Annotated in this window: 21 protein-coding genes and 2 pseudogenes; 6 read left to right on the top strand and 17 right to left on the bottom strand. The window is 71.3% G+C overall.

Annotated features, from left to right (window positions below; translation table 11 throughout):
- Positions 1 to 55: 55 nt before the first annotated feature.
- Both R3F55_05705 and R3F55_05710 read left to right on the top strand, forming a co-directional pair.
- A complete protein-coding gene (locus R3F55_05705) occupies positions 56 to 679 on the top strand; it encodes a MarR family winged helix-turn-helix transcriptional regulator (protein ID MEZ5666917.1) in 624 nt (207 codons plus the stop codon).
- Positions 680 to 759: 80 nt separating this feature from the next.
- A complete protein-coding gene (locus tag R3F55_05710) occupies positions 760 to 1,539 on the top strand; it encodes a hypothetical protein (GenBank protein MEZ5666918.1) in 780 nt (259 codons plus the stop codon).
- Positions 1,540 to 1,577: 38 nt separating this feature from the next.
- Here the strand turns inward: R3F55_05710 and R3F55_05715 are convergent, their stop codons facing one another.
- Entirely contained in the window at positions 1,578 to 2,318 is a 741-nt protein-coding gene (locus R3F55_05715) for a 2OG-Fe(II) oxygenase (protein ID MEZ5666919.1), read from the bottom strand.
- A 160-nt stretch (positions 2,319 to 2,478) separates the two neighbouring features.
- Between R3F55_05715 and R3F55_05720 the strand changes: the two genes are divergently transcribed.
- The 3 genes from R3F55_05720 (at position 2,479) to R3F55_05730 (ending at position 3,533) form a co-directional block, all read left to right on the top strand.
- Complete coding sequence (locus R3F55_05720; protein MEZ5666920.1) at positions 2,479 to 3,066, top strand: serine hydrolase; 588 nt, start codon at positions 2,479 to 2,481, stop codon at positions 3,064 to 3,066.
- Entirely contained in the window at positions 3,021 to 3,266 is a 246-nt protein-coding gene (locus tag R3F55_05725; GenBank protein MEZ5666921.1) for a hypothetical protein, read from the top strand. Before R3F55_05720 ends, R3F55_05725 begins: the two co-directional genes overlap by 46 nt.
- A gap of 102 nt (positions 3,267 to 3,368) precedes the next feature.
- Positions 3,369 to 3,533, top strand: coding sequence for a hypothetical protein (locus R3F55_05730; protein MEZ5666922.1), 165 nt, complete (start codon positions 3,369 to 3,371; stop codon positions 3,531 to 3,533).
- A gap of 255 nt (positions 3,534 to 3,788) precedes the next feature.
- Here the strand turns inward: R3F55_05730 and R3F55_05735 are convergent.
- The 8 genes and pseudogenes from R3F55_05735 to R3F55_05770 all read right to left on the bottom strand — a co-directional run bounded on the left by R3F55_05735 (position 3,789) and on the right by R3F55_05770 (position 12,285).
- Positions 3,789 to 5,276, bottom strand: a pseudogene (locus R3F55_05735) (FAD-linked oxidase C-terminal domain-containing protein).
- A 199-nt stretch (positions 5,277 to 5,475) separates the two neighbouring features.
- Complete coding sequence (gene ykgO, locus R3F55_05740) at positions 5,476 to 5,601, bottom strand: type B 50S ribosomal protein L36 (GenBank protein MEZ5666923.1); 126 nt, start codon at positions 5,599 to 5,601, stop codon at positions 5,476 to 5,478.
- Positions 5,602 to 5,709: 108 nt separating this feature from the next.
- Positions 5,710 to 6,702: an L-glyceraldehyde 3-phosphate reductase gene (mgrA, locus tag R3F55_05745; GenBank protein ID MEZ5666924.1), complete on the bottom strand. Its 993-nt coding sequence runs from the start codon at positions 6,700 to 6,702 to the stop codon at positions 5,710 to 5,712.
- 88 nt (positions 6,703 to 6,790) lie between these two features.
- Complete coding sequence (locus R3F55_05750) at positions 6,791 to 7,795, bottom strand: ABC transporter permease (protein ID MEZ5666925.1); 1,005 nt, start codon at positions 7,793 to 7,795, stop codon at positions 6,791 to 6,793.
- Between the two features lies 1 nt (position 7,796).
- Entirely contained in the window at positions 7,797 to 8,885 is a 1,089-nt protein-coding gene (locus R3F55_05755; GenBank protein MEZ5666926.1) for an ABC transporter permease, read from the bottom strand.
- Between the two features lies 1 nt (position 8,886).
- A complete protein-coding gene (locus R3F55_05760) occupies positions 8,887 to 10,395 on the bottom strand; it encodes a sugar ABC transporter ATP-binding protein (protein MEZ5666927.1) in 1,509 nt (502 codons plus the stop codon).
- A 221-nt stretch (positions 10,396 to 10,616) separates the two neighbouring features.
- Complete coding sequence (locus R3F55_05765; protein ID MEZ5666928.1) at positions 10,617 to 11,657, bottom strand: substrate-binding domain-containing protein; 1,041 nt, start codon at positions 11,655 to 11,657, stop codon at positions 10,617 to 10,619.
- Between the two features lie 169 nt (positions 11,658 to 11,826).
- A complete protein-coding gene (locus R3F55_05770) occupies positions 11,827 to 12,285 on the bottom strand; it encodes a DUF2267 domain-containing protein (GenBank protein MEZ5666929.1) in 459 nt (152 codons plus the stop codon).
- Between the two features lie 186 nt (positions 12,286 to 12,471).
- On the opposite strand from R3F55_05770, the gene R3F55_05775 reads away from it, so the two are divergent.
- Positions 12,472 to 14,166 (top strand): glutamine--tRNA ligase/YqeY domain fusion protein, encoded by a 1,695-nt coding sequence (locus R3F55_05775; GenBank protein ID MEZ5666930.1) that lies wholly within the window; start codon positions 12,472 to 12,474, stop codon positions 14,164 to 14,166.
- Positions 14,167 to 14,257: 91 nt separating this feature from the next.
- On the opposite strand, the gene R3F55_05780 is transcribed toward R3F55_05775, so the two are convergent.
- The 8 genes and pseudogenes from R3F55_05780 to R3F55_05815 form a co-directional block, all read right to left on the bottom strand.
- Positions 14,258 to 14,644 (bottom strand): hypothetical protein, encoded by a 387-nt coding sequence (locus R3F55_05780; GenBank protein MEZ5666931.1) that lies wholly within the window; start codon positions 14,642 to 14,644, stop codon positions 14,258 to 14,260.
- 167 nt (positions 14,645 to 14,811) lie between these two features.
- The gene (locus R3F55_05785) at positions 14,812 to 15,312 is read right to left on the bottom strand and encodes a flavodoxin (GenBank protein MEZ5666932.1); all 501 of its coding nucleotides are present in this window, start codon (positions 15,310 to 15,312) and stop codon (positions 14,812 to 14,814) included.
- Between the two features lie 12 nt (positions 15,313 to 15,324).
- A complete protein-coding gene (locus R3F55_05790; protein MEZ5666933.1) occupies positions 15,325 to 15,723 on the bottom strand; it encodes a DUF3775 domain-containing protein in 399 nt (132 codons plus the stop codon).
- Positions 15,724 to 15,756: 33 nt separating this feature from the next.
- Positions 15,757 to 15,999 carry a hypothetical protein gene (locus R3F55_05795; GenBank protein ID MEZ5666934.1) on the bottom strand — a complete coding sequence of 81 codons (243 nt, stop codon included), beginning with the start codon at positions 15,997 to 15,999 and terminating at the stop codon, positions 15,757 to 15,759.
- Positions 16,000 to 16,025: 26 nt separating this feature from the next.
- The gene (locus tag R3F55_05800) at positions 16,026 to 16,583 is read right to left on the bottom strand and encodes a hypothetical protein (GenBank protein MEZ5666935.1); all 558 of its coding nucleotides are present in this window, start codon (positions 16,581 to 16,583) and stop codon (positions 16,026 to 16,028) included.
- Positions 16,584 to 16,689: 106 nt separating this feature from the next.
- On the bottom strand, positions 16,690 to 17,550 hold the full coding sequence (locus R3F55_05805; protein MEZ5666936.1) for an ABC transporter permease: 861 nt from the start codon (positions 17,548 to 17,550) through the stop codon (positions 16,690 to 16,692).
- Between the two features lie 269 nt (positions 17,551 to 17,819).
- Positions 17,820 to 20,547 (bottom strand): annotated as a pseudogene (gene rbbA, locus R3F55_05810) (ribosome-associated ATPase/putative transporter RbbA).
- Positions 20,544 to 21,533, bottom strand: coding sequence for an HlyD family efflux transporter periplasmic adaptor subunit (locus R3F55_05815; protein MEZ5666937.1), 990 nt, complete (start codon positions 21,531 to 21,533; stop codon positions 20,544 to 20,546). Before R3F55_05815 ends, rbbA begins: the two are co-directional and overlap by 4 nt.
- Between the last annotated feature and the right edge of the window lie 67 nt (positions 21,534 to 21,600).

Consider the following 21,600-nt stretch of genomic DNA (forward strand, 5'->3'; position numbering starts at 1 on the left):
TGATTATATAGGAATCCTATGTTTTGCTCCGTCCGCGATGGTCGACGAGGCATCCTTGGACGCGTTGCAGACGGCGTTGGCGCTGGCCAAGCTGGGCCAGTATCTGCGCACAGAAGCGCAGCGTGAGGGCACGCCGGCTCGGCTGAGCCCGACACAGATCATGATTCTGCGTCAGCTAGACCGCGGCTGCACGATGGGGGTGACCGCGCTGGCCGCAGAGTTGGGGGTAACCCAGCCGACCGTAAGCGACGCCATTGCGGCCTTGCGGCGCAAAAGGCTGGTGACGCGCGAGCCCGCTCGTCAGGACGGACGCGTCGCGACCATCTCGCTGACCGCCGCAGGTGCCGAGACGCTGCGACGCCTGACCGCCGTACCTGTCGCGCTGACGCGCATCATGGGCGACTTGCCGCTCAGCGAGAAGGCGGCCCTGCAACGTGTATTGATCAAGATTATCAAGGGTCTACAGGACGCACAGGCGATCCCGGTGCAGCGGATGTGTGTGACATGCGCCCATTTTCGCCCGTTCGCCTACGACGACCCAGTCCATCCCCATCATTGCCGGTTCGTGGACTCCGCATTCGGCGACGACCAGCTACGCGTCTACTGCGGTGACCACCGAACGGCCGACAATCCCGCAAGCGCAGCAACAACGGCAATTGCGGCGAACCCGGCCGAATAAGCGGACGCCCTGCCCGCGGCAACGGACAGGGCGCCCAGATGTCAACCCTCTCTTGGCAAAGACAAGGAGACGTCAGCACGATGACACAAAATCCAACCCGCAACCAGGGCGCGCGGGCGCCCGGAATCTTGTCCTTCCCTGCCTTGGCGGCTTCGATCGCGATTGCGACGCAGGCATCGGCGGACGAAACCCATGGCTCGATCACGGCGACCGCTACACCATCGGTGGACGCGGCGTTCGACATCGTCGAAGCGGCAGTGGTGCTGGACGGCCATATTGCCACGTTCCGCATCACCGTCACCGGAACGGCAGGCGCGACACGGCCACTGGCGGCCGGCCAGCTCGGCGGCAGCGCCGTTCACTCCTATGTCTGGCCGACGTCGCTGGATCCCTCCGCGGTGGGGTTCGAGGCCGGCAGCGGCATCCTGTCCCTCGCCGTGACGGCGCATCCGGACTTCGACGACACGCCGCTCTATGATGAGAACAACGATGGCGACCCGGCCAATGACGGGGCCGACTGGCACAGCCACTGGGTGGTGCTGGCACCGACCGAGGGTTGCGGCGACGGTGCGTTGGGGGTGGTCGACATTCCCGACGGCGCCGCGCCGCCGCTGCCGTCGACATGGCCCGGACTGCCGCTGTTGATCGACAGCCCGGGCTGGGACCCCGTGCTGACGCAAGACAGCGTGACGGTGCGCGTGCCCTTCACCGCCGGCACGGTATCCGGCCACACGGCGTTCGATGGGGTCACCGCGGGACTGCGGGTCAGCGAACATGTTCATGCGCCCCTGTTGTGCGTGACGGACGTGTTCGATGTCGCCTCGGGCGACCTCAGCCTGCCGGGACGCTTCGCCGAGTAGGTCGTCGCATCAGGCCGGCGGACACCGACCCGCCGGCCTCACCGCGCGTCGTGAAAGATGATGCCGAGGACGTGGCGGCGGCCGGCGCGGACCCGGCTGACGCCGTGGCGCAGCGTCACCCGGTGGTCGCCGCGCACCCCGCGCCGCGGCCGGGCGTCGACCGCGAACAGCACCGCCTGGCCCTGGCCCAGCGGCACCACCGCGGCCCGCGACTGCATGCGCGGCCGCTGCTCGACCAGCACGAACTCGCCGCCGGCGAAGTCGCGGCCGGGCGCGTCGAGCAGGATCGCCGCCTGCAGCGGGAAATGGATGTCGCCATAGAGGTCGCGGTGCAGGCAGTTGTAGTCGCCGGGCCCGTAGCGCAGCAGCAGCGGCGTCGGCCGGGTCTGGCCGGCGGCGTGGCATTCGGCGCGGAAGCTGTCGAGATCGGGCGGATAGCGCCGGGCCGCGCCCAGCCGCGCCGCCCAGCCGTTGGCGACCGCGGCCAGCGGCGGGTAGAGCGCGTCGCGCAGCGCGGCGACGACCGGCGGCAGCGGGTCGGCGAAATACTTGTACTCGCCCTGGCCGAAGCCGTGCCGCGCCATCGTCACCCGGCTGCGGAACGGCGCCGCGGCGTCGTAGAGCCCACGCAGCGCGGCACACTGGCCGGGATCGAGCAGCGGCCCGGCGACCGCGTGGCCCCAGGCGTCGAGGTCGGCGGACAGCGCGGGCCAGTCGAGCGCGCCGATCCGTTCGGCCAGTGCCGCCGCGGCGTCGACGCCGGTCGCCCCGGCCTGCAATGCGTTCCGTCCACCGCCGCGCTCCTTGTCGATGCCAAGGCCGCGATCATGCCAGCGCGCTGCGTCACCCGCAGTCCGTTCCTTGCCCGGCAATGCACGAATGCGCGAGGCGGCATGCGCGGCGGTTGATTGCGCGCGTCGGCTGGCCGAACCTCATGTGATGCGATCGACCGTTTCACCCGGCGCCGTCGGCCGGCGCGGCCTGCTGGCGGGGGCCGGCGCCGCGATCGGCCTCGCCGCGCTGCCGCAGGCCTCGGCCGCGGTGCCGCAGGCGGCCGCGCCGGCCGTCGACGCGCGGACGCTTGCCCGCGCGGTGGAGCGGGCGCGCGGTCTGGACCAATTGCACGCGCTGGTCGTCGGCCACGGCGGCGCCATCGTCTTCGCCGAGGCGTTCCGCGGCCCGGCGCTGGACGTGCCGGTCAACGTCAAGTCGGTGTCGAAGACGGTCGTCGCCGTCCTGACCGGCATCGCCATCGACCGCGGGCTGATCGCCGGCGTCGATGCGCCGATGGCGCCGCTGCTCGGCCCGCTGGTCCCGGCTGCGGCCGACCCGCGCGTCGAGGACATCACCGTCGATCACCTGCTGACCATGCGCACGGGGCTGGAGCGGACCTCGGGCCCGAACTACGGCCAGTGGGTCGGCAGCGCCAACTGGGTCGCCTATGTGCTGACCGGCCGTTCGTCGACGTGCCGGGCGGGCGCATGCTCTATTCGACCGGCAGCTACCACCTGCTGTCCGCCGTGCTGACCCGGGTGACGGGCACCAGCCTGCTGGCGCTGGCCCGCGACTGGCTCGGCGGACCGCTCGACGTCGCGATCCCGCCGTGGACCCGCGATCCGCAGGGTCTCTACATGGGCGGCAACAACATGGCGCTGTCGGCCGTCGCCCTGTTCCGCTTCGGCGAGATGGCGCGGGCCGGCGGCCTGTGGCGCGGCGCGCGGTCGTGAGCCAGACGTGGATCGACGAGCTGGACCCCGCGCACCCGCTCGCCCTTCTCGGGCGACGACTATGGCTACGGCTGGTTCGCCGCCGAGATCGGCGGCCGGGCGGTGCGCTATGCCCGCGGCTATGGCGGCCAGATGATCTACGTGGTGCCGGACCTGGCGCTGACCGTCGCCGTCACCTCCGACCCGAACCGCCCGGCCCGGTCCGACGGCTATGTCGGCGACCTGCGCGCGATGCTCGCCGAGGACATAATTCCGGCGGTGGGGTGAGGGCGGCCGTTCCCGTCGGCATTGCCAGCCGCCGAAGTCCGCCTGGAGATCTGCGCGCCTGCGGATCGAGCGACGCCATGGACCGCAGCGTCGCTGACGCGCCTCGCGATGACAGCGGTGGTTGGGGGCGGCCGCCATGCGCCGCTGGCGCCGTCATCGCGAGCTGCCGACGGGCGGCGCGGCGAATCAGGCGCTGACGGATCGGGCGGCGGTGGGGTGATGTGTCTGCCTCTCCCGCCCTGCGGGCGAGGGAAATCAGAACCGCGGCAGGTGCTTGTGCGCGGTCTCGCCCTGGTGGACGTGCATGCGGCCGAGCTCGGCGCAGCGGTGCAGGGTGGGGAACACCTTGCCGGGGTTGAGCAGGCCGTCGGGGTCGAAGGCGCACTTCACCCGCTGCTGCTGGTTCAGGTCCTCCTCGCCGAACTGCACCGGCATCAGGTCGCGCTTCTCCACGCCGACGCCGTGCTCGCCGGTCAGCACGCCGCCGACCTCGACGCACAGCTTCAGGATCTCGGCGCCGAATTCCTCGGCCGCCTCCAGTTCGCCCGGCTTGTTGGCGTCGTAGAGGATCAGCGGGTGCAGGTTGCCGTCGCCGGCGTGGAACACGTTGGCGACCCGGAGGCCTTAGTGCGCCGACAGCTGCTCCATCCGCGCCAGCACCCTGGGCAGCTGGCGGCGCGGGATGGTGCCGTCCATGCAGTAGTAGTCGGGCGAGATGCGGCCGACGGCGGGGAAGGCGGCCTTGCGCCCGGCCCAGAACTGCAGCCGCTCCGCCTCGCTGGTCGAGGCCTTCAGCGAGGTGGCGCCGCGTTCGTGCGCCATCGCCTCGACCCGGCCGATCAGCTCGTCGACCTCGGCCGGCGGGCCGTCCAGCTCGACGATCAGCAGCGCCTCGGCATCGCGCGGATAGCCGGCGCGCACGAAGTCCTCGGCGGCGTGGATCGCCGGCCGGTCCATCATCTCCATGCCGCCGGGCACGATGCCGGCGGCGATCACCGCGGCGACCATGTCGCCGGCCGCCTCGCTCGACGGGAAGCCGATCAGCAGCGCCCGCGCCGAGGTCGGCTTGCGCAGCAGCCGCACGGTGACCTCGGTCACCACGCCGAGCAGCCCCTCCGAGCCGGTGACGATGCCGAGCAGGTCGTAGCCGCCGGCGTCCAGGTGCTTGCCGCCGAACCGTACCACCGTGCCGTCCATCAGCACGAACTCGACGCCGAGCACGTTGTTGGTGGTCAGCCCGTATTTCAGGCAGTGCACGCCGCCGGAATTCTCCGCCACGTTGCCGCCGATGGTGCAGGCGATCTGACTGGACGGGTCGGGCGCGTAGTAGAAGCCGTCGGCGGCGACGGCGTTGGAGATGCCGAGGTTGGTGACGCCGGGCTGCACCACGGCGCAGCGGTTGTCGTAGTCGACCTCGAGGATGCGGTTGAACTTGCCCAGCCCGAGCAGGATGCCGTCGGCCAGCGGCAGCGCGCCGCCGGACAGCGAGGTGCCGGCGCCGCGCGGCACCACCTTCAGCTTGCGGTCGTGGCAGTATTTCAGCACGGCGCTGACCTGGGCCGTCGTCTCCGGCAGCACGGTGACCAGCGGGATCTGGCGATAGGCGGTCAGGCCGTCGGATTCATAGGCGCGCAGCTCGTCGATCGCGTCGATCACGCCCTCGCCGGGCACGATCGCGCGCAGGTCGGCGGCGATCTGCGCGCGCCTTGCGATGGTGTCGGCGTCGGCTGCCGGCATGCGCATGGACAGGCCCTCCGCTGCGGCGGCCCGGGCGGGCGCGCCTCGAAGGCACAGCTAGAAGGCCGCGCCGGGCAGGTCAAGCCCGGCGCATGCGGAGCGACGGGGCGCGGAAACGGCGCGGCCGTCGCGGGGGATGCCGGCGGGGACCGCCGGCGGCACTGTGGGAAGGTGGCGGGTCGGCCGCGCTTGCGCGCGGCGGCGCTCAGCCCTGGCGGGCCTTGAAGCGCGGGTTCGACTTGTTGATCACGTAGATCCGGCGCTTGCGACGCACCACGCGGCAGCCCTTGTGGCGCGACTTCAGCGTCTTCAGCGAGCTGACGACTTTCATGGTCCTGTCCTCGATGCGCGATGGTCTTCGCGTGCGAAGGCGCGGTTGATACCGGGCGGGGCCGGCGATGTCAAGCCGGCGATGGCCTTTTTCGCCGGCTTTCGCGGCCTATCCGGCCAGCACCGCCTCGATCCGCTGCAGCTCGGCGTCGTCGAAGCCGGGCGCGTCGAGCGCGCGCACGCAGTCCGCGATCTGCTCCGGCCGGCTGGCACCGATCAGCGCCGACGTCATCCGCCGATCGCGCAGCACCCAGGCCAGCGCCATCTGCGCCAGCGTCTGGCCGCGTGCGGCGGCGATGTCGTTCAGCGCCCGCAGCCGGGCGCGCATGGCTTCGTCGATCCGGCCGGCCGACAGCCCGGTGCCGGCCGCCGCCCGGCTGTCGGCCGGGATGCCGTCGAGATAGCGGCCGGTCAGCAGGCCCTGGGCCATCGGCGAGAAGGCGATGCAGCCCATGCCCTCGCCGGCGAGCGTGTCGAGCAGGAAGTCGTCCTCGATCCAGCGGTTGAGCATCGAATAGCTCGGCTGGTGGATCAGGCAGGGCGTGCCCAGCTCGCGCAGGATCGCGGCGGCGCGGCGGGTCTGCTCGGCATTGTACGACGAGATGCCGACATAGAGCGCCTTGCCTTGGCGCACCGCCGTGTCCAGGGCGCCCATCGTCTCCTCCAGCGGCGTGTCCGGGTCGAAGCGGTGCGAGTAGAAGATGTCGACATAGTCCAGGCCCAGCCGCTGCAGGCTGCGGTCCAGGCTGGCCAGCAGGTACTTGCGGCCGCCCCATTCGCCATAGGGCCCGTCCCACATCCGATAGCCGGCCTTGGTCGAGACGATCAGCTCGTCGCGGTGGGCGGCGAAGTCGGCGCGCAGGATCGCGCCGAATGCCTCCTCGGCCGAGCCCGGCGGCGGGCCGTAGTTGTTGGCCAGGTCGAAATGGGTGACGCCGGCGTCGAAGGCGGTGCGGCACATCGCCCGGGCGTTCTCCCGCGGCGCCAGCCCGCCGAAGTTGTGCCACAGCCCCAGCGCGATCGCCGGCAGCTTCAGCCCGCTGCGGCCGCAGCGGTTGTAGGTCATCGCCGCATAGCGCGCGGCGGCGGGGGCATAGCCCATCGTCGGTCCCTCCCTGGCAGAACGCTGTCGTGTTATCGTTAACATAACGTCCGGTCGCGCCAAGGGCGAGAGCCGGCGACGCGGCGCGTCACTCCTGCCGGGCGCCGGTGCGGCCGATCAACCCGCCGAGCCAGGCCCGGCCGTTGGGCACCAGCACCGACAGGATCAGCAGCAGGCCGATCACCCCGGTCTGGATGTGGCCGGTGATGTTGACCAGCTGCATCCCGTTCCTGAGGTTCAGCACGATCAGGATGGCCAGCAGCGCGCCGAACAGCGTGCCGGAGCCGCCGAAGATGCTGATGCCGCCCAGCAGCACGATGGTGATGATGTCCAGCTCGAAGCCGGTGCCGATGTCGCCGCGCACCGAGGCGACGCGCATGGTGTAGAGCAGCCCGGCCAGGGCGGAGACGGTGCCCGAGGCGATGAACAGGATCGCCTTGACGCGGTTCACCCGCACGCCGGAATAGCGCGCCATCTCCTTGTTGTTGCCGATCACGTAGACCTGGCGGCCGAAGCCGGAGAAGTGCAGCACCACCACCATCGTCACCAGCAGCACGGCGAACACCACCAGCGCCAGCGGCAGCGGCCCGATCAGCGCCTCCCGGCCGAGGGCGTCGAACCAGTCGGGGAAGCCGGTGACGCCGCGGTCCTCGACCAGGATGCGGGCGACGCCGCTGAAGCCGATCATCATCGCCAGCGTCACCACCAGCGACGGCAGTCCGATGCGGGTGATCCAGAAGGCGTTGAACGCGCCGCCCAAGGCACCGGCGGCCAGCGCGATGACGATGGCCAGCTCGGCCGCCACCCCGTGCTCGAACAGCCAGCCGAACAGGCAGGCGCTCAGCCCCATCATCGAGCCGACCGACAGGTCGATCTCGCCGTTGATGATGATCAGGGTCATCACCAGCGCGATGACGATCTTCTCGCTGGACAGCTGGAACAGGTTGACGATGTTGCCGACGGTCAGGAACTCCGGCGAGATCACCGCGTTGGCGACCACGGTCGCCACCAGGATCAGCAGCAGGAACCCTTCCCAGCCGAGCAGGCGGGCGCCGACGATCTGCAGGGCCGAGCGGGGCCGGGCGGCAGCCATGTCAGCCGCCCTCCCGCGTCGTTGCCGGCCGCCCGCCCGCCCGGGTCGTCGGATCGGCAGCCGCCTCGGCCGCGGCCTGGCGCGCCGCGGCGCGGCGCTGGCGGACGAACACCAGCCGGCGCAGCAGGAAGCTGTCGGCGGCCACCGCCAGCAGGATCATCAGGCCGAGCACGGCGTCGCGCCAGAACTCGGAGATCAGCTCCCAGCGCACCAGGCTGTTGTCGATCAGGTCGACCAGGATCGCGCCCAGCAGCACGCCGATGGCGCTGCCGGAGCCGCCGAAGATGTTGACCCCGCCGACGACCACCGCCGCCACCGACTTCAGCTCCAGCTGCAGCCCGGCGGTGACGGTGATGTTGCCGAACTTGGCCAGGTAGAGGAAGCCGGCCAGCCCGGCCAGCGCGCCGCACAGCACGAAGGCCAGGAACACGATCCAGCGCGTGTTGATGCCGGCGGTGACCGCCGCCTCGGGGTTGGAGCCGACGGCGTAGAACTTGCGGCCCAGCCGCAGCCGGGTCAGGAACAGGTGGACCAGGATCACCACCACCACCGCGATGACGAAGGTCAGCCGGAACTGCAGCCCGCCGAGCTCGAACAGGTTCACCGGCGGCAGCTCGACCAGCCACTGCGGCAGCGACTGGGTGGTGATCGACCGCGCCTCGCCATACTCGACCAGCAGGGTGCGGAACAGCGCCATCGTGCCCAGCGTGACGATGATCGCCGGCACCCGGCCATAGGCGACGACCAGCCCGTTGACGACGCCGAACAGCCCGCCGACCGCCACCGCCACCAGCACCGCCAGCACCGGGCTGAGATCGGGCGTGCCGGCCAGCAGGTCGCCGACGAAATAGGCGGTGAAGCCGACGATGGAGCCGACCGACAGGTCGATGTTGCGGGTCAGCACCACCAGCGACTGGCCGGCCGCGATCAGCAGCACGATCGCCACGCTGGTGGTCACCCGGGTGAACATCCGTGCGTTGTAGTAGTTGTCGACCACGCTGCCGAAGAAGACGATCACCAGCGCCATCACCACGATCAGCGCCAGCAGGCGCAGCGTCTGCGGGTGCAGCCGGTCGATCAGCCAGCTCATCTCAGGCCGCGTCCTGGCGGGTCGTCTGGCCGGTGGCCAGCCGCATCACCTGTTCCTGGGTGGCGTCGCCGGCGTCGAACACGCCCATCTGCCGGCCCTCGCGCATGACCAGGATGCGGTCGGCCAGCGCCATCACTTCCGGCAGGTCCGACGAGATTACGATCACCGCGACGCCGGCCGCGGCCAGGTCGCGGATGATCTGGTGCACCTCGGCCTTGGCGCCGACGTCGATGCCGCGGGTCGGCTCGTCGACGATCAGCAGCTTCGGCTCCGCGTTCAGCCACTTGCTCAGCATCACCTTCTGCTGGTTGCCGCCGGACAGCTTGCCGACCTCCACGTCCAGGCTGGTGGTGCGGATGTTCAGCCGCTCGCGGAAGCGCTCGGCGGTGGCGAACTCGGCGTGGCGGCGGATCAGGCCGAAGCCGGTGAGGAAGCGGTCCAGCGTCGGCAGCGAGATATTGGCGACGATCGACATCGGCAGCGCCAGGCCCAGCTTGCGGCGATCCTCCGAGACATAGGCGATGCCGAGCCGCAGCGCGGCGCGCGGCGATGCGATCGATACCGGCCGGCCGTCGAAGCGGATCGTGCCGGCGTCGGCCGGCTCCACGCCGAACAGCGCCAGCGCCACGTCGGTGCGGCGCGCGCCGATCAGCCCGGCGAAGCACAGGATCTCGCCGCGGTGGACCTCGAAGCCGACCCCGCCGAACACGCCGGCCTTGCCCAGGCCCTCGACCGACAGCAGCACGTCGCCGGTGCGGTGGCTGACCTCGCGGCCGAAATAGTCCTCCAGGTTGCGGCCGACCATGTCGCGGATCAGGCTGTCGCCGGTCACGGCCGCGGTCGGGTTGGTCGAGATCAGCTTGCCGTCGCGCAGCACCGTCACCCGGTCGGCCAGCGCGAACACCTCCTCCAGCCGGTGGCTGATGTAGAGCACGGCCACGCCCTGCTCGCGCAGGGTGCGGGCGATCTTCATCAGCTGCTCGACCTCGTGCGCCGACAGCGAGGCGGTCGGCTCGTCCATGATCAGCACCCTGACGTCGAGCGAGATGGCGCGGGCGATCTCCACCGTCTGCTGTTCGGCGAGCGTGAGCCCGCTGGCCGGGCGGGTGACGTCCAGGGTGACGCCGAGGCGGGCGATCAGCGCGCGGGCCTCGGCGTGCATCCGGCGCCAGTTGACGAAGGCGCCGAGCCGCAGGTGGCTGATGAAGATGTTCTCGGCCACGTCCAGGTCCGGAAACACCATCGGCTCCTGGAAGATCGCCGCCACGCCCAGCGCCTGCGCCGCCTGGGTGTTGGCGATGGTCACCGCCCTGCCGTCGACCAGCACCTCGCCGGCGCTGGGCTGGTGCACGCCGGTCATGATCTTGATCAGCGTCGACTTGCCGGCGCCGTTCTCGCCGACCAACGCGTGGATCTCGCCGGGAAGCAGGTCGAGCGAAATGCCGCTGACCACCTCGGTGCCGGCGAAGCGCTTGGAGATCCCGCGCAGCTGCAGGACGGGTTCGGTCATCGGGGCGGTCGCGCGCCTTTCTCGGAAAGGCCCCGGCCGTCTTGGTCGGGTCGGTCCCGACCATCCACGCCCTTGCGGCTGTTGCCGCAGGAGGCGTGGATGCCCGGCACGAGGCCGGGCATGACGCGAGGGCTATGACGGGGCCTGGAGCCCGGCGTTCGGGCAAGTTCCCGGCCCGTAGCCGGCCCGCCGCGACGGGCCGTACGGGCCGGGGGCTCGGCCTATTGCGCGGCGGCCTCGACGTTCTCCGCGTTGTAGACCGTGAACGGGCCCATCAGCACGCGGTTGCCGACGTCGCGGGTCGGGTCCTTCTCGACCGTGTAGGTGCCCATGCGGCCGGCCTCGAAGGTGTCGCCGACCTCGCCGGCCATCTGGCCGGTCGCGATCAGGTAGGTGACGTAGTAGGTCAGGTAGCCGAGATCGACGAAGCTCCACAGCGCGAATTCGGGCGCGCAGCCGTTCAGCGTGTAGGAGACCATCTCCGCCGGCACGCCCAGGCCGGAGACCTTGACCTGGTCGCACAGGCCCTCGTCCTGCATCGCCTTGGCCGCGGCGACGATGCCGACCGAGGTCGGCGCCATGATCAGGCCGAGGTCGGGATGCTGGTCGATGAGCCCGAGGGCGCGGTTGTAACTGACCTCGGAGATGTCGTCGCCATAGACGGTGTCGACCAGCTCGAGGCCGGCGTATTTCGGATCCTCGAGCGCGGTGTGCATCGCCGCGATCCAGGCGTTCTGGTTGGCCGCGTCCGGGGTCGCGGACAGGATGGCGAACTGGCCCTCGCCGCCGAGGATGGAGTGGGCCATGTCGGCCATCACCACGCCGATCTCGGTGAAGTCGACCTGGGCGACGAACAGGATCTCGCCCTCGGCGGACGGGATCGGCGAATCCCAGGTCACCACCTTGACGCCGGCCTCGCCGGCCGCGACCGCCGCCGGCGCGATCTGGTCGCCGGCGTTGTTCGACAGCATCACGGCGTCCTGGCCCTGGGTGGCGGCCGTGGTCATGATCTCGATCTGGCCGGCGACGCTGTTCTCGGGCGTCGGGCCGACATAGAGCAGCTCGCCCGGGTTCTCCAGCTCGGCATGGGCTTCCTGCGCGCCCTGGTGGGCCTGGTCGAACGGCAGGATGCCGAGGAACTTCGGCAGCAACACCAGGTCGGCTTCCATCCCCTTCTGCGGCACGATCGCCTGGGCCAGCGCCGTGGTGCTCCACAGGGCGGCCGAGCAGGCTACGAGGCCGAGCATGTGTCTGAACCGCATATTGGCATCCTCCCGTTGGCCAATTTGCGCGGGCCGGTTTCGGCGACTGCCGTGGCCGCGCTTGTTGTCCGCGCACTCTCCGCGTTGTGTCGCATCGAAGTCAATAGCGGCCCCGGACCCGCGCGGCGCGCGCGGCGGGGCCGGGCGACGGCCCGAACCGGGCGGAAAATCAGCCGTGAGCGGCTGCCGCCGGCTCCGGCCACAGCGCGCGGATTCCGCGCGGCAGCGCCTCGCGCACCTGGCGCGCCTCGCCCGCCGCGATGCGGCGGCCGACCAGGCCGAACACCGCGCCGGCGACCGCCGCAGGGTCGATCGGCTCGTCGGTCGGCAGCTGGCGGAAGCCGTTGTGCAGGGCGATCAGGAAGGCGTCCTGGTCGCGCGCCTTCAGCGGCTTGTGCGCCGGGTGCCAGCCCTCGTAGTAGAAGCCGCGCACCAGCATCGGCAGCTGGGCGCCGAGGTGGGCCGCCTCGTCGACCGGCAGGTGGTCGCGCAGTTGCTGCAGCGTGACCCTGAGCCCCAGATAGGCGCGGTGGCGATCGGTCCAGCCCATCGCCTCCATCAGCTCGTTCAGCCAGATGTTGGTCAGCTGCACGGTCTCGTCGAAAACAGGCAGTCCGGTCGCGCTCATCGCCATCCCCCGTCGCTGCGGACGCACGGTATCCGTGGTCCCACGCCGGCAGGCTAGCGCGGTCCGCCGGGACGCGGGTTGATCTGCCGCAAGCGTCGCTGCGCTTGGCCGCGCCGGCCATCTGTGGCATGAGACCGGCGCCCGCCTCTCGGCGGGCCCGTCAACCGAACAGACAGCAGGTCGCCCGTGCCCGCCTCGCCCGAGACCGCCGACGCCGCCGATGCCGGGCGGCGCGACTTCATCCGCGACATCGTCCGCGCCGACATCGCCGCCGGCCGCGTCGCCGCGCCGGTCACCCGCTTCCCGCCGGAGCCGAATGGCTATCTGCACATCGGCCACGCCAAGTCGATCTGCCTGAATTTCGGCGTGGCGCAGGAATTCGGCGGCCACTGCACCCTGCGCTTCGACGACACCAACCCGGTGAAGGAGGAGCAGGAGTATATCGAGGCGATCCAGGAGGACGTGCGCTGGATGGGCTTCGACTGGGGCGATCACCTGCGCTTCGCCTCGGACTATTTCGAGCAGCTCTACGCCTGGGCCGAGCACCTGATCGGGCACGGCAAGGCCTATGTCGACGACCTCAGCGCCGACGAGATCCGCGACTATCGCGGCACGCTGACCGAGCCGGGCCGGCCGAGCCCGTGGCGCGACCGCGCGCCGGCGGAGAACCTGGACCTGTTCCGCCGCATGCGCGCCGGCGAATTCCCCAACGGCGCGCGCGTGCTGCGGGCGAAGATCGACATGGCGTCCGGCAACATCAACCTGCGCGACCCGGTGATCTACCGCATCCTGCACGCCCATCACCCGCGTACCGGCGATGCCTGGTGCATCTATCCGACCTACGATTTCGCCCACGGCCAGTCCGACGCCATCGAGGGCGTGACCCATTCGATCTGCACGCTGGAGTTCGAGGACCACCGGCCGCTCTACGACTGGCTGATCGACAACCTGCCGGTGCCGTCGCGGCCCTACCAGTACGAGTTCGCCCGGCTGAACCTGGGCTACACCGTGCTGTCGAAGCGGCGGCTGATCCAGCTGGTCACCGACCGGCACGTCGCCGGCTGGGACGACCCGCGCATGCCGACCATCCGCGGGCTCCGGCGCCGCGGCGTGCCGGCGGCGGCGATCCGCGACTTCATCGGCCGGGTCGGGGTGGCGCGCGCCGACAACCTGGTCGACCGCGCCCTGCTCGACCACTGCATCCGCGAGCTGCTGAACAAGACGGCGGAACGGCGGATGGCGGTGCTGGACCCGGTGCGGGTGGTGATCGAGAACTACCCGGAGGGCGAGGGCGAGCTGCTCGATGCGGTCAACAACCCGGAGGACCCGGCCGCGGGCACGCGCCAGGTGCCGTTCGGCCGCGAGCTGCTGATCGAGCGCGACGACTTCATGGAGAACCCGCCGAACAAGTTCTTCCGGCTGGCGCCGGGCCGCGAGGTGCGGCTGCGCTATGCCTATTTCATCACCTGCCACGACGTGATGGTGGACTCTGCTGGCAAGATCGTCGAACTGCGCTGCACCTACGACCCCGCCACCCGCGGCGGCGACGCACCGGACGGGCGCAAGGTGCGCGGCACGCTGCACTGGGTGTCGTCCGCCCACGCGGTGCCGGCCGAGGTGCGGCTCTACGACCACCTGTTCCGCGAGCCGGAGCCGGGCAGCGCCGGCGACTGGCTGGCCGACATCAACCCCGACTCGCTGAAGGTGGTGACCGGAGCCCTCGAACCGGCGCTGGCGCAGGCCGGCGAGGCGCCGGTGCAGTTCGAGCGGCTCGGCTATTTCACCCGCGACGCGGACTCGACGCCGGACAAGCCGGTGTTCAACCGCACCGTCGGGCTGCGCGACAGCTGGGCGAAGCTGCAGATCAAGCAAGGCGCCTGAGCCGGCGAGATCGAGGAAGGCGCCTGAGCCGGCGCTGGGGCCGCCAGGCGCGCCGCGCTATTCGGCCGGCTCAGGCACGACGGGCAACCGGCTACTGGCCGTTCACGCCCTGTCCGGACTGCGGCAGCGCCGTCTGCGGCACCGGCGTGGACCCGCCCGTGGTGAACGTGCCGTTGAAGCGCGGATCGTCGGTGATGGTCACGTCGTCGTCCGGCCAGCACTGGAAGATGCGGCCGGTCTCGATCAGCCCGGTGTTGGGGTTTTCGCTGTTGCAGGGCCGGTTGTTGAAGGCGGCACAGCCGATGCCGTGGTTGGCGACCGTGAGAAGGACGCTTCTGCCGCCCGGCAGGTCGCACCCGCACTCGCAGCGGGTATAGCCGAGACCGTTGTCGAGGGCGAGGGCCGGGGTGGGCGCCGCCGCCGGCAGCGCCAGCAGCGGGAGGACGAAGGCGGACCTGAAGACGCCATGGATGTTCATGACCTGCTCCAACACTCCACCGGCATGATCGCGACGGTGGTGCATGTAGGGCGTGGCAGAAGTGAACGCGGTTCACCACGGTCCGCGCGGGCTGTGATGCGGCGCACAGCCGCGGCGCGGCTGCTTGGGAGCGGAACGCTGGCGCCGGTGGCGTGCCGCGCCGCCGCTCAGTCCGCTGCGTCGGCGGCGAGCGCGACGAGGCGGGCTGCGAACCGATCGGCCATCGCCGCGTAACGCCCGTCGTCGACCTCGCGCGAGGTCGCGACCAGGCTGGCCTCGGCCGGCCGGCCGCAGACCGCCTCGATCGCGGCGACGACCTGGTCGGCGCCGGAACCGCCCTGGGTGCAGATCACGGCGAGCCGGCCGATCTGCCCGGCGTGGCGCGCCAGCCAGCTGCGCATCGGCGCGGCCATCCGGCCGGCCCAGACCGGCGTCGCCAGCACTACCAGCGCATGGGCGGCCGGATCGGCATCGGGCTCGCGGATCGCCGGCAGCCGACCCTTCAGGGCCTCGAAGGCGGAGCGGAAATAGGCGAACGGTCCGGCGCGGCTGCGCACGTCCTCGATCACGGCGAGCCGGCCGCCGCAGCGTTCAGCCACGCGGGCGGCGACGGTGCGGGTGCGACCGCTGCGCGAATAGCAGACCAGCAGGATCGGGAAGTCGGGCATCGGGCGCCGCCGCTACAGATGGCCCTGTTCGAACGGCTGGCAGGAGTGGCCCAGCTGCGCCAGCCCCTCCTCCAGATAGGTCGCCAGCAGCGGGATGCCGAGCAAGTAGTCCGGCATGTTGCGGCCGGCGGTGTCGGCGGCCTGCTCGCGGGCCTCGGCCCAGTCGTCGAAGTCGCCGCGGCCGAGCCAGGTCAGCGCGATGATGTCGAGCTGCGCGTCCGCGTTCAGGTCCTCGATCGCGCTGCTCAGTTCCTGCACCACCGGGTCGTCGCCATAGTCGGCCAGCACTGCCGCCTCGTTGTCGTCGGTGGGGTTGGAGCCGGGGTCGGACAGGTTCGGCGCGACCTTGGCGTCGAATGCGCGGGCCTTCATCACGATCCGGCATACCGTCTCCGGCGAAATGGTCAGCATGCTGCTCCTCCTTCGGCCGCCGCCCAGCCGGCCTCAACTGCCCTCGATGCGCTCGCCGGCCAGGATGTCGTGGATGCTGCCGACCCGGCTGGCGCGCGCCACGTGCGGCGCGCCGTCCATGCCGGCCTCGGCGGACACCAGCGCGACGGCCTGCTCCAGCTCGTCGACCGTGGCGCCCAGCGCCAGGATCGCGGAGACCTTCCACGCCGGAATCTGCCCGGCGACGGCGACGACGCGGTCGTAGGTCAGCCGCTCCTTTGCATCGTCCGGGCCCATGGCGGTGCGGTGTCCTCGCGCGCCGGTCAGTCCAAGGCGTGGACGTGGACGTCGCGGGCGCCGTGCTTGTCCAGGATGCGCGCCGCCCGTGCCTCGTGCATCGGGTCGCGGGTCCTGACCCACAGCACCAGCCCGCCGCGCTCGATCTGCGCCTGCAGCGCATGGGCGTGGCGCACGTCGATCAGCCGGGCGAGAGCGGCGCCGATCATGCCGCCGGTGCCGCCGGCGACCGCCGCGGCGACCAGGGCTGCGGCCAGCGCGCCGCCGGATGCGACGACGGCACCGGCCGCCGCCACCGCGCCGACATAGACCAGCGCGCCGACGAGACCGCCGGTGGTTTCGCCGCGGGTCTCGGTCGAGACGAAGGCGGTGCGCGGTGCGTCGGCCTCGTCCTCCACCTCGTCGACCCGGCGATAGCGGTGGCCGAGCTTGGCTTCGACCGTCGGCACATCGGCGAGCAGGCTGACATCGGCGCGGTCGAAGCCGTCGCTGAGCAGGTCGTCGACGGCCGCCTCCAGCGCCTCGTGGGTCTCGAACACGCCGACCGCCTCGGTCTGGGCGTGGGAATGCGCCAGATCGGCCATGGCCAGGTCCTCCTTGCCGTGTCTCGCTGCGGCGCCCCTTGCCGCGCCGCGACCGCTTCGACCCTAGGCCCGCTTGTGCGGCGGCTCCTTGACCCGGATCAACGGGTCAGCCGCGCAGCGCGCCGATGTTGCGGCGGAAGCGGATCGCGGCGAAGGCGAAGAAGGCGCCGCCGATCGCGGCGACCAGCGCGAACTGCGGCCAGACGATGCCGAGGCCGGCGCCGCGGAACAGGATCGCCTGGGCGAAAGCGACGAAGTGGGTCGACGGCACCGCCTGCATCAGCGCCTGCAGCGCCTCCGGCTGGCTTTCGGTCGGTGTCTCGCCGCCGGACAGCATGTTCATCGGCAGCACCACCAGCATGAACAGCAGGCCGAACTGCGGCATCGACCGCGCCAGCGTCGCCAGGAAGATGCCGAGCGCGGTGGCGAAGAACAGGTACAGCACCACGCCGGCCAGGAACAACGGCCGCGAGCCGGCCACCGGCACCTGCAGCAGCGTCTCGACCACGATCCACAGCGACAGCGCGACCGCGACCAGGATGACCAGGCCGTTGGCCCAGACCTTGGCCAGCATGATCTGCAGCGGGCCGACCGGCATCACCAGCAGGTGCTCGATGGTGCCGTGCTCGCGTTCGCGGATCAGCGCCGCACCGGTCAGCACGATCGCCAGCATGGAGACGTTGTTGATGATCTCCATCACGCTGGTGAACCAGGAGCTGGTCAGGTTCGGGTTGAAGGCATAGCGCGCGCGCAGGCTGACCGGCGCCGGCGCCGCCCGCCCGGCCGGGTCGACGAAGCGGGCCACCTCCTCGCCGACGATGGCGGCGATGTAGCCGGCGCCGATGCCGGCCTGCATCATCGCGGTGGCGTCGACATCGACCTGCACCGCCGGCCTGCGCCCGGCGACCACGTCGGCCTCGAAGCCGGGCGGGATCACCACGACGAAGGTGTAGCGGCCGACGTCCATCGCCGGGTCGATCTCGGCGAAGTCGATGAAGTCGGGCGGCTTGAAGCTGGGCGCCAGGAAGCCTTCGGCGATGCGGGCCGACAGCGCGGAGCGGTCCTGGTCGACCAGCGCGATCGAGCCGTTGCGCAGGTCGTGCGCCACGCCGGTGGCCGCGGTGTGGACCGACAGGCTGAACGCCCACGCGATCAGCACCAGCAGCACGTAGTCGCGGCGCAGGCTGTACAGCTCCTTGACCCCGAGCCGGAACACGGTCGCCAGCCAGCGCACGCTCAGCGCTCCTGCTTGCGCAGCAGCAGCACGCTGACCGCGGTGAGCACGGGGAAGAAGGCGGCCAGCGCCAGCAGGTGCGGCGCCAGCTCGCGGAAGTCCAGCGCCTTGGCGTAGGTGCCGAGGCTGACCAGCATGAAATAGCTGGTCGGGAAGGCCTGGCCGACCAGCGCGGCACCGCCTTCCAGCGAGGCGACCGGCTGCATCATGCCGGAGAACAGGGTCGCCGGCACCATGGTCGCGATCGCGCTGGCGAACAGGGCGGCGATCTGGGTGCGGGTGAAGCCGGACACCATGAGGCCGAGGCCGGTGGTGGCGATGACATAGAGCAGGGCGCCGACGGTCAGCGTCGCGAAGCTGCCCTTGACCGGCACGCCGAACAGGAACTGGGCCAGCGCGGCCATCGCCAGGAAGTTGACCATGCCGATCGCCACATAGGGCAGCTGCTTGCCGAGCAGGAACTCGCCGCGTCACCGGCGTCACGTGCAGGTTGGTGATCGAGCCCAGCTCCTTCTCCCGCACCACGCCCAGCGCGGTCAGCACCGCCGGGATGAAGATCAGCAGCAGCGCCACGATGATCGGCACCATCGTGTTGATGCTCTTGAACGCCTGGTTGTAGCGGAAGCGGGTCTCGACGGTGGCCGGCGCGGACTGCGGCGTGCGCCCGGTGGCACGGCGGCCGAGCTCGGCCAGATAGTCCCGGTGCAGGCCTTCCACATAGCCGCGCACGGTCTCGGCCCGGAATGGCATGCCGCCGTCGATCCAGGCCGCCACCTCGGCGGGGTCGCCGCGGGCGAGGTCGCGGCCGAAGCCGGGCGGGATCTCCAGCGCCAGGATGATCTCGCCGGACTGCAGCCGCCGGTCCATCTCGGCATGGTCGGCGATCGGCGGCCGCTCGATGAAATAACGCGAGCTGGAGAAGGACTCCAGATAGGCCCGGCTCTCCGGCGTGCGGTCGCCGTCGAGCGCGGCGTAGGACAGGTCCTCGACGTCGAAGGTGATGCCATAGCCGAACACCAGCATCAGCATGGCGGTGCCGAGCAGGGCGAAGGCCAGCCGGATCGGGTCGCGGACCAGCTCCATCGTCTCGCGCCGCGAGTAGGCCAGCAGGCGTCGGCGGCTGAAGCGCATCGGCCGCGGCGGCGGCGCGGGCACGGCCGGCGGCGGTGCCACCGGCTGTGCCGGTGCGGCGCGGGCCGGGGCTGCCGCCTGCAGATAGGCGATGAACGCCTCCTCCAGCGTCCCCGCCCCCTTGGCCGCGATCAGCGCCGCCGGCGTGTCGCTGGCCAGCACCCGGCCCGCATCCATCAGCGAGATGCGGTCGCAGCGCTCGGCCTCGTTCATGAAGTGGGTCGAGATGAAGATGGTGACCCCGCGGTTGCGCGACAGGTCGATCAGCAGCGCCCAGAACCGGTCGCGCGCCACCGGGTCGACGCCGGAGGTCGGCTCGTCGAGAATCAGCATCTCCGGCTCGTGGATGATCGCCACCGCCAGCGACAGCCGCTGGCGCACGCCCAGCGGCAGCCGCTGCGCCAGCTCGTCGCCATAGCCGGCCAGCCCGAAGTCGGCGACCAGCGCGGCGATGCGCGCCTTCGCCCGGGCCTCGCCCAGGTGGAACAGCCGCGCATGCAGCCACAGGTTCTGCAGCACGCTGAGCTCGCCGTAGAGCGAGAAGGACTGCGACATGTAGCCGACCCGCTTGCGGGTGGCGATGTCGTGGGAGTTGGTGCGCGCGCCGAACAGCCAGGCCTCGCCGGCGCTGGGCTGCAGCAGGCCGGTCAGCATCTTCATCGTCGTGGTCTTGCCGCAGCCGTTGGAGCCGAGGAAGCCGAAGATCTCGCCCTTCTCGATGCGGAAGCTGACGTTGTCGACCGCGGTGAAGTCGCCGAACCGGCAGGTCAGCCCCTCGGCGACGATGGCCGGCGCGCCGTCGTGCAACCGCCGCGGTGCGATCGCCAGCTCGGCGTGCTCGGCCTGCTGCGCCGCCGGCAGCAGGGCAACGAAGGCGTGCTCCACGCTGTCGGCGCCGGTGCGCGCGATCAACTCCGCCGGGCTGCCGTTGGCCAGCACCCGGCCCGCATTCATGGCGAACAGCAGGTCGAACCGCTCGGCCTCGTCCATATAGGCGGTGGCGACGACGACGCTCATCTGCGGCCGCGCCCGGCGGATGTCGGCGATCAGGTCCCAGAACTGCCGGCGCGACAGCGGGTCGACGCCGGTGGTCGGCTCGTCCAGCACCAGCAGGTCGGGGTCGTGGATCAGCGCGCAGCACAGGCCGAGCTTCTGCTTCATGCCGCCGGACAGCTTGCCGGCCGGCCGGTCGGGGAAGGGCTCGAGGCCGGTGGCGCGCAGCAGCACGTCGATCCGCCGCCGCCGCTCGTCGCGGTCCTGGCCGAACAGGCGGCCGAAGAACGCCAGGTTCTCGGCCACGGTCAGGTCCATGTACAGGTTCCTGCCCAGCCCCTGCGGCATGTAGGCGATGCGCGGGCACACGGCGGTGCGATGACGGCGCGAGGCCATGTCGCCGCCAAGCACCTCGACCGTGCCGGCCTGGATCGCGCGGGCGCCGGCGATCAGCCCGAGCAGGGTCGACTTGCCGACCCCGTCCGGCCCGATCAGGCCGACCACGGCGCCGTTCGGCACGGCAATCGCCACGTCGTCCAGCGCGACCACGCGGCGATAGCGGTGGCCGACGCCGGCGACGCGGACCGCGGCGGCCGCGTCGGTCACGACCCGGCGGCGGGCAGCCGCACCGCCAGCGCCTCGGGCCAGTCGCCGCCCGGCGCGAGCATGATGAACGCCTCGCCGGGCAGGCCGGTCTTCACCTGGTCGGCATGGGCGCGCAGCAGGTCCGGCGCGATGCGGACCTTGACCCGGAACATCAGCTTCTCGCGCTCGCTGCGGGTTTCCACCTCGCGCGGGGTGAACTGGGCCTCGGCGGCGATGAACGAGACGGTGGCCGGGATCACGTAGTCCGGCGCGGCGTCCAGCACGATGCGGGCCTCGGCGCCCATCGCCACCCGGCCGACCTGATCGGTGGGCAGGAACACGGTCATGGTGACGTTGCTGAGGTCGAGCAGCGTCAATACCGGGCCGCCGGCGCCCAGCACCTCGCCCGGCTCGGCCAGCCGGTACTGCACCCGGCCGTCGCGCGGCGCGGTCAGGATGGCGTCGTCGATCTGGGTCTCGATCCGCGCGGCCTCGGCGTCGGCCGCATCCACCGCGCGCTCGGCGCTGGCCAGGGCGGCCTCTGCGGCACGCAGCGCGGCGCGCGCGGTCTCCACTGCCGCCTCGCGCTGGTCGTAGGCCTGGCGGCTGATGAAGCCCTTCTCCAGCAGCGCCACGGCGCGCTCCAGCTCCTGCTCGGCGAGATGCAGCTCGCTCTCGCGCTGGGCGATCGCGGCCTCAGCCTGCGCGGCGACCTCGCGCTGATAGGCGATGTCCGCCTGTGCCCTGGCCAGGCTGGCGTCCAGCTCGGCGGTGTCCATCAGCGCCAGCACCTGGCCGGCGGCGACGCTGTCGCCCTCTTCGACCAGCACGTCGTCGACCCGGCCGGGGACGCGGGTGGCGACGGTCACCTGCTCGGCCTCGATGCGGCCGTTGCCGGAGCCGATGTAGTCGGGCAGGCCGTTGCCGTCGTTCAGCCACCACCATCCGGCGGCGGCCGCCGCTGCCACGACGGCCAACGCGATCACCAGCCTGTTGGTCCTGCTCACGGGCCCGTCCGTGCTCCCGGTTTCCCCCGCCCGACGGGCGCGGCGGCGATCCTAGCAGACCGCCCTT

It is taken from the genome of Alphaproteobacteria bacterium, assembly GCA_041396705.1.
In the GTDB taxonomy this organism is placed as follows: Bacteria; Pseudomonadota; Alphaproteobacteria; order CALKHQ01; family CALKHQ01; genus CALKHQ01.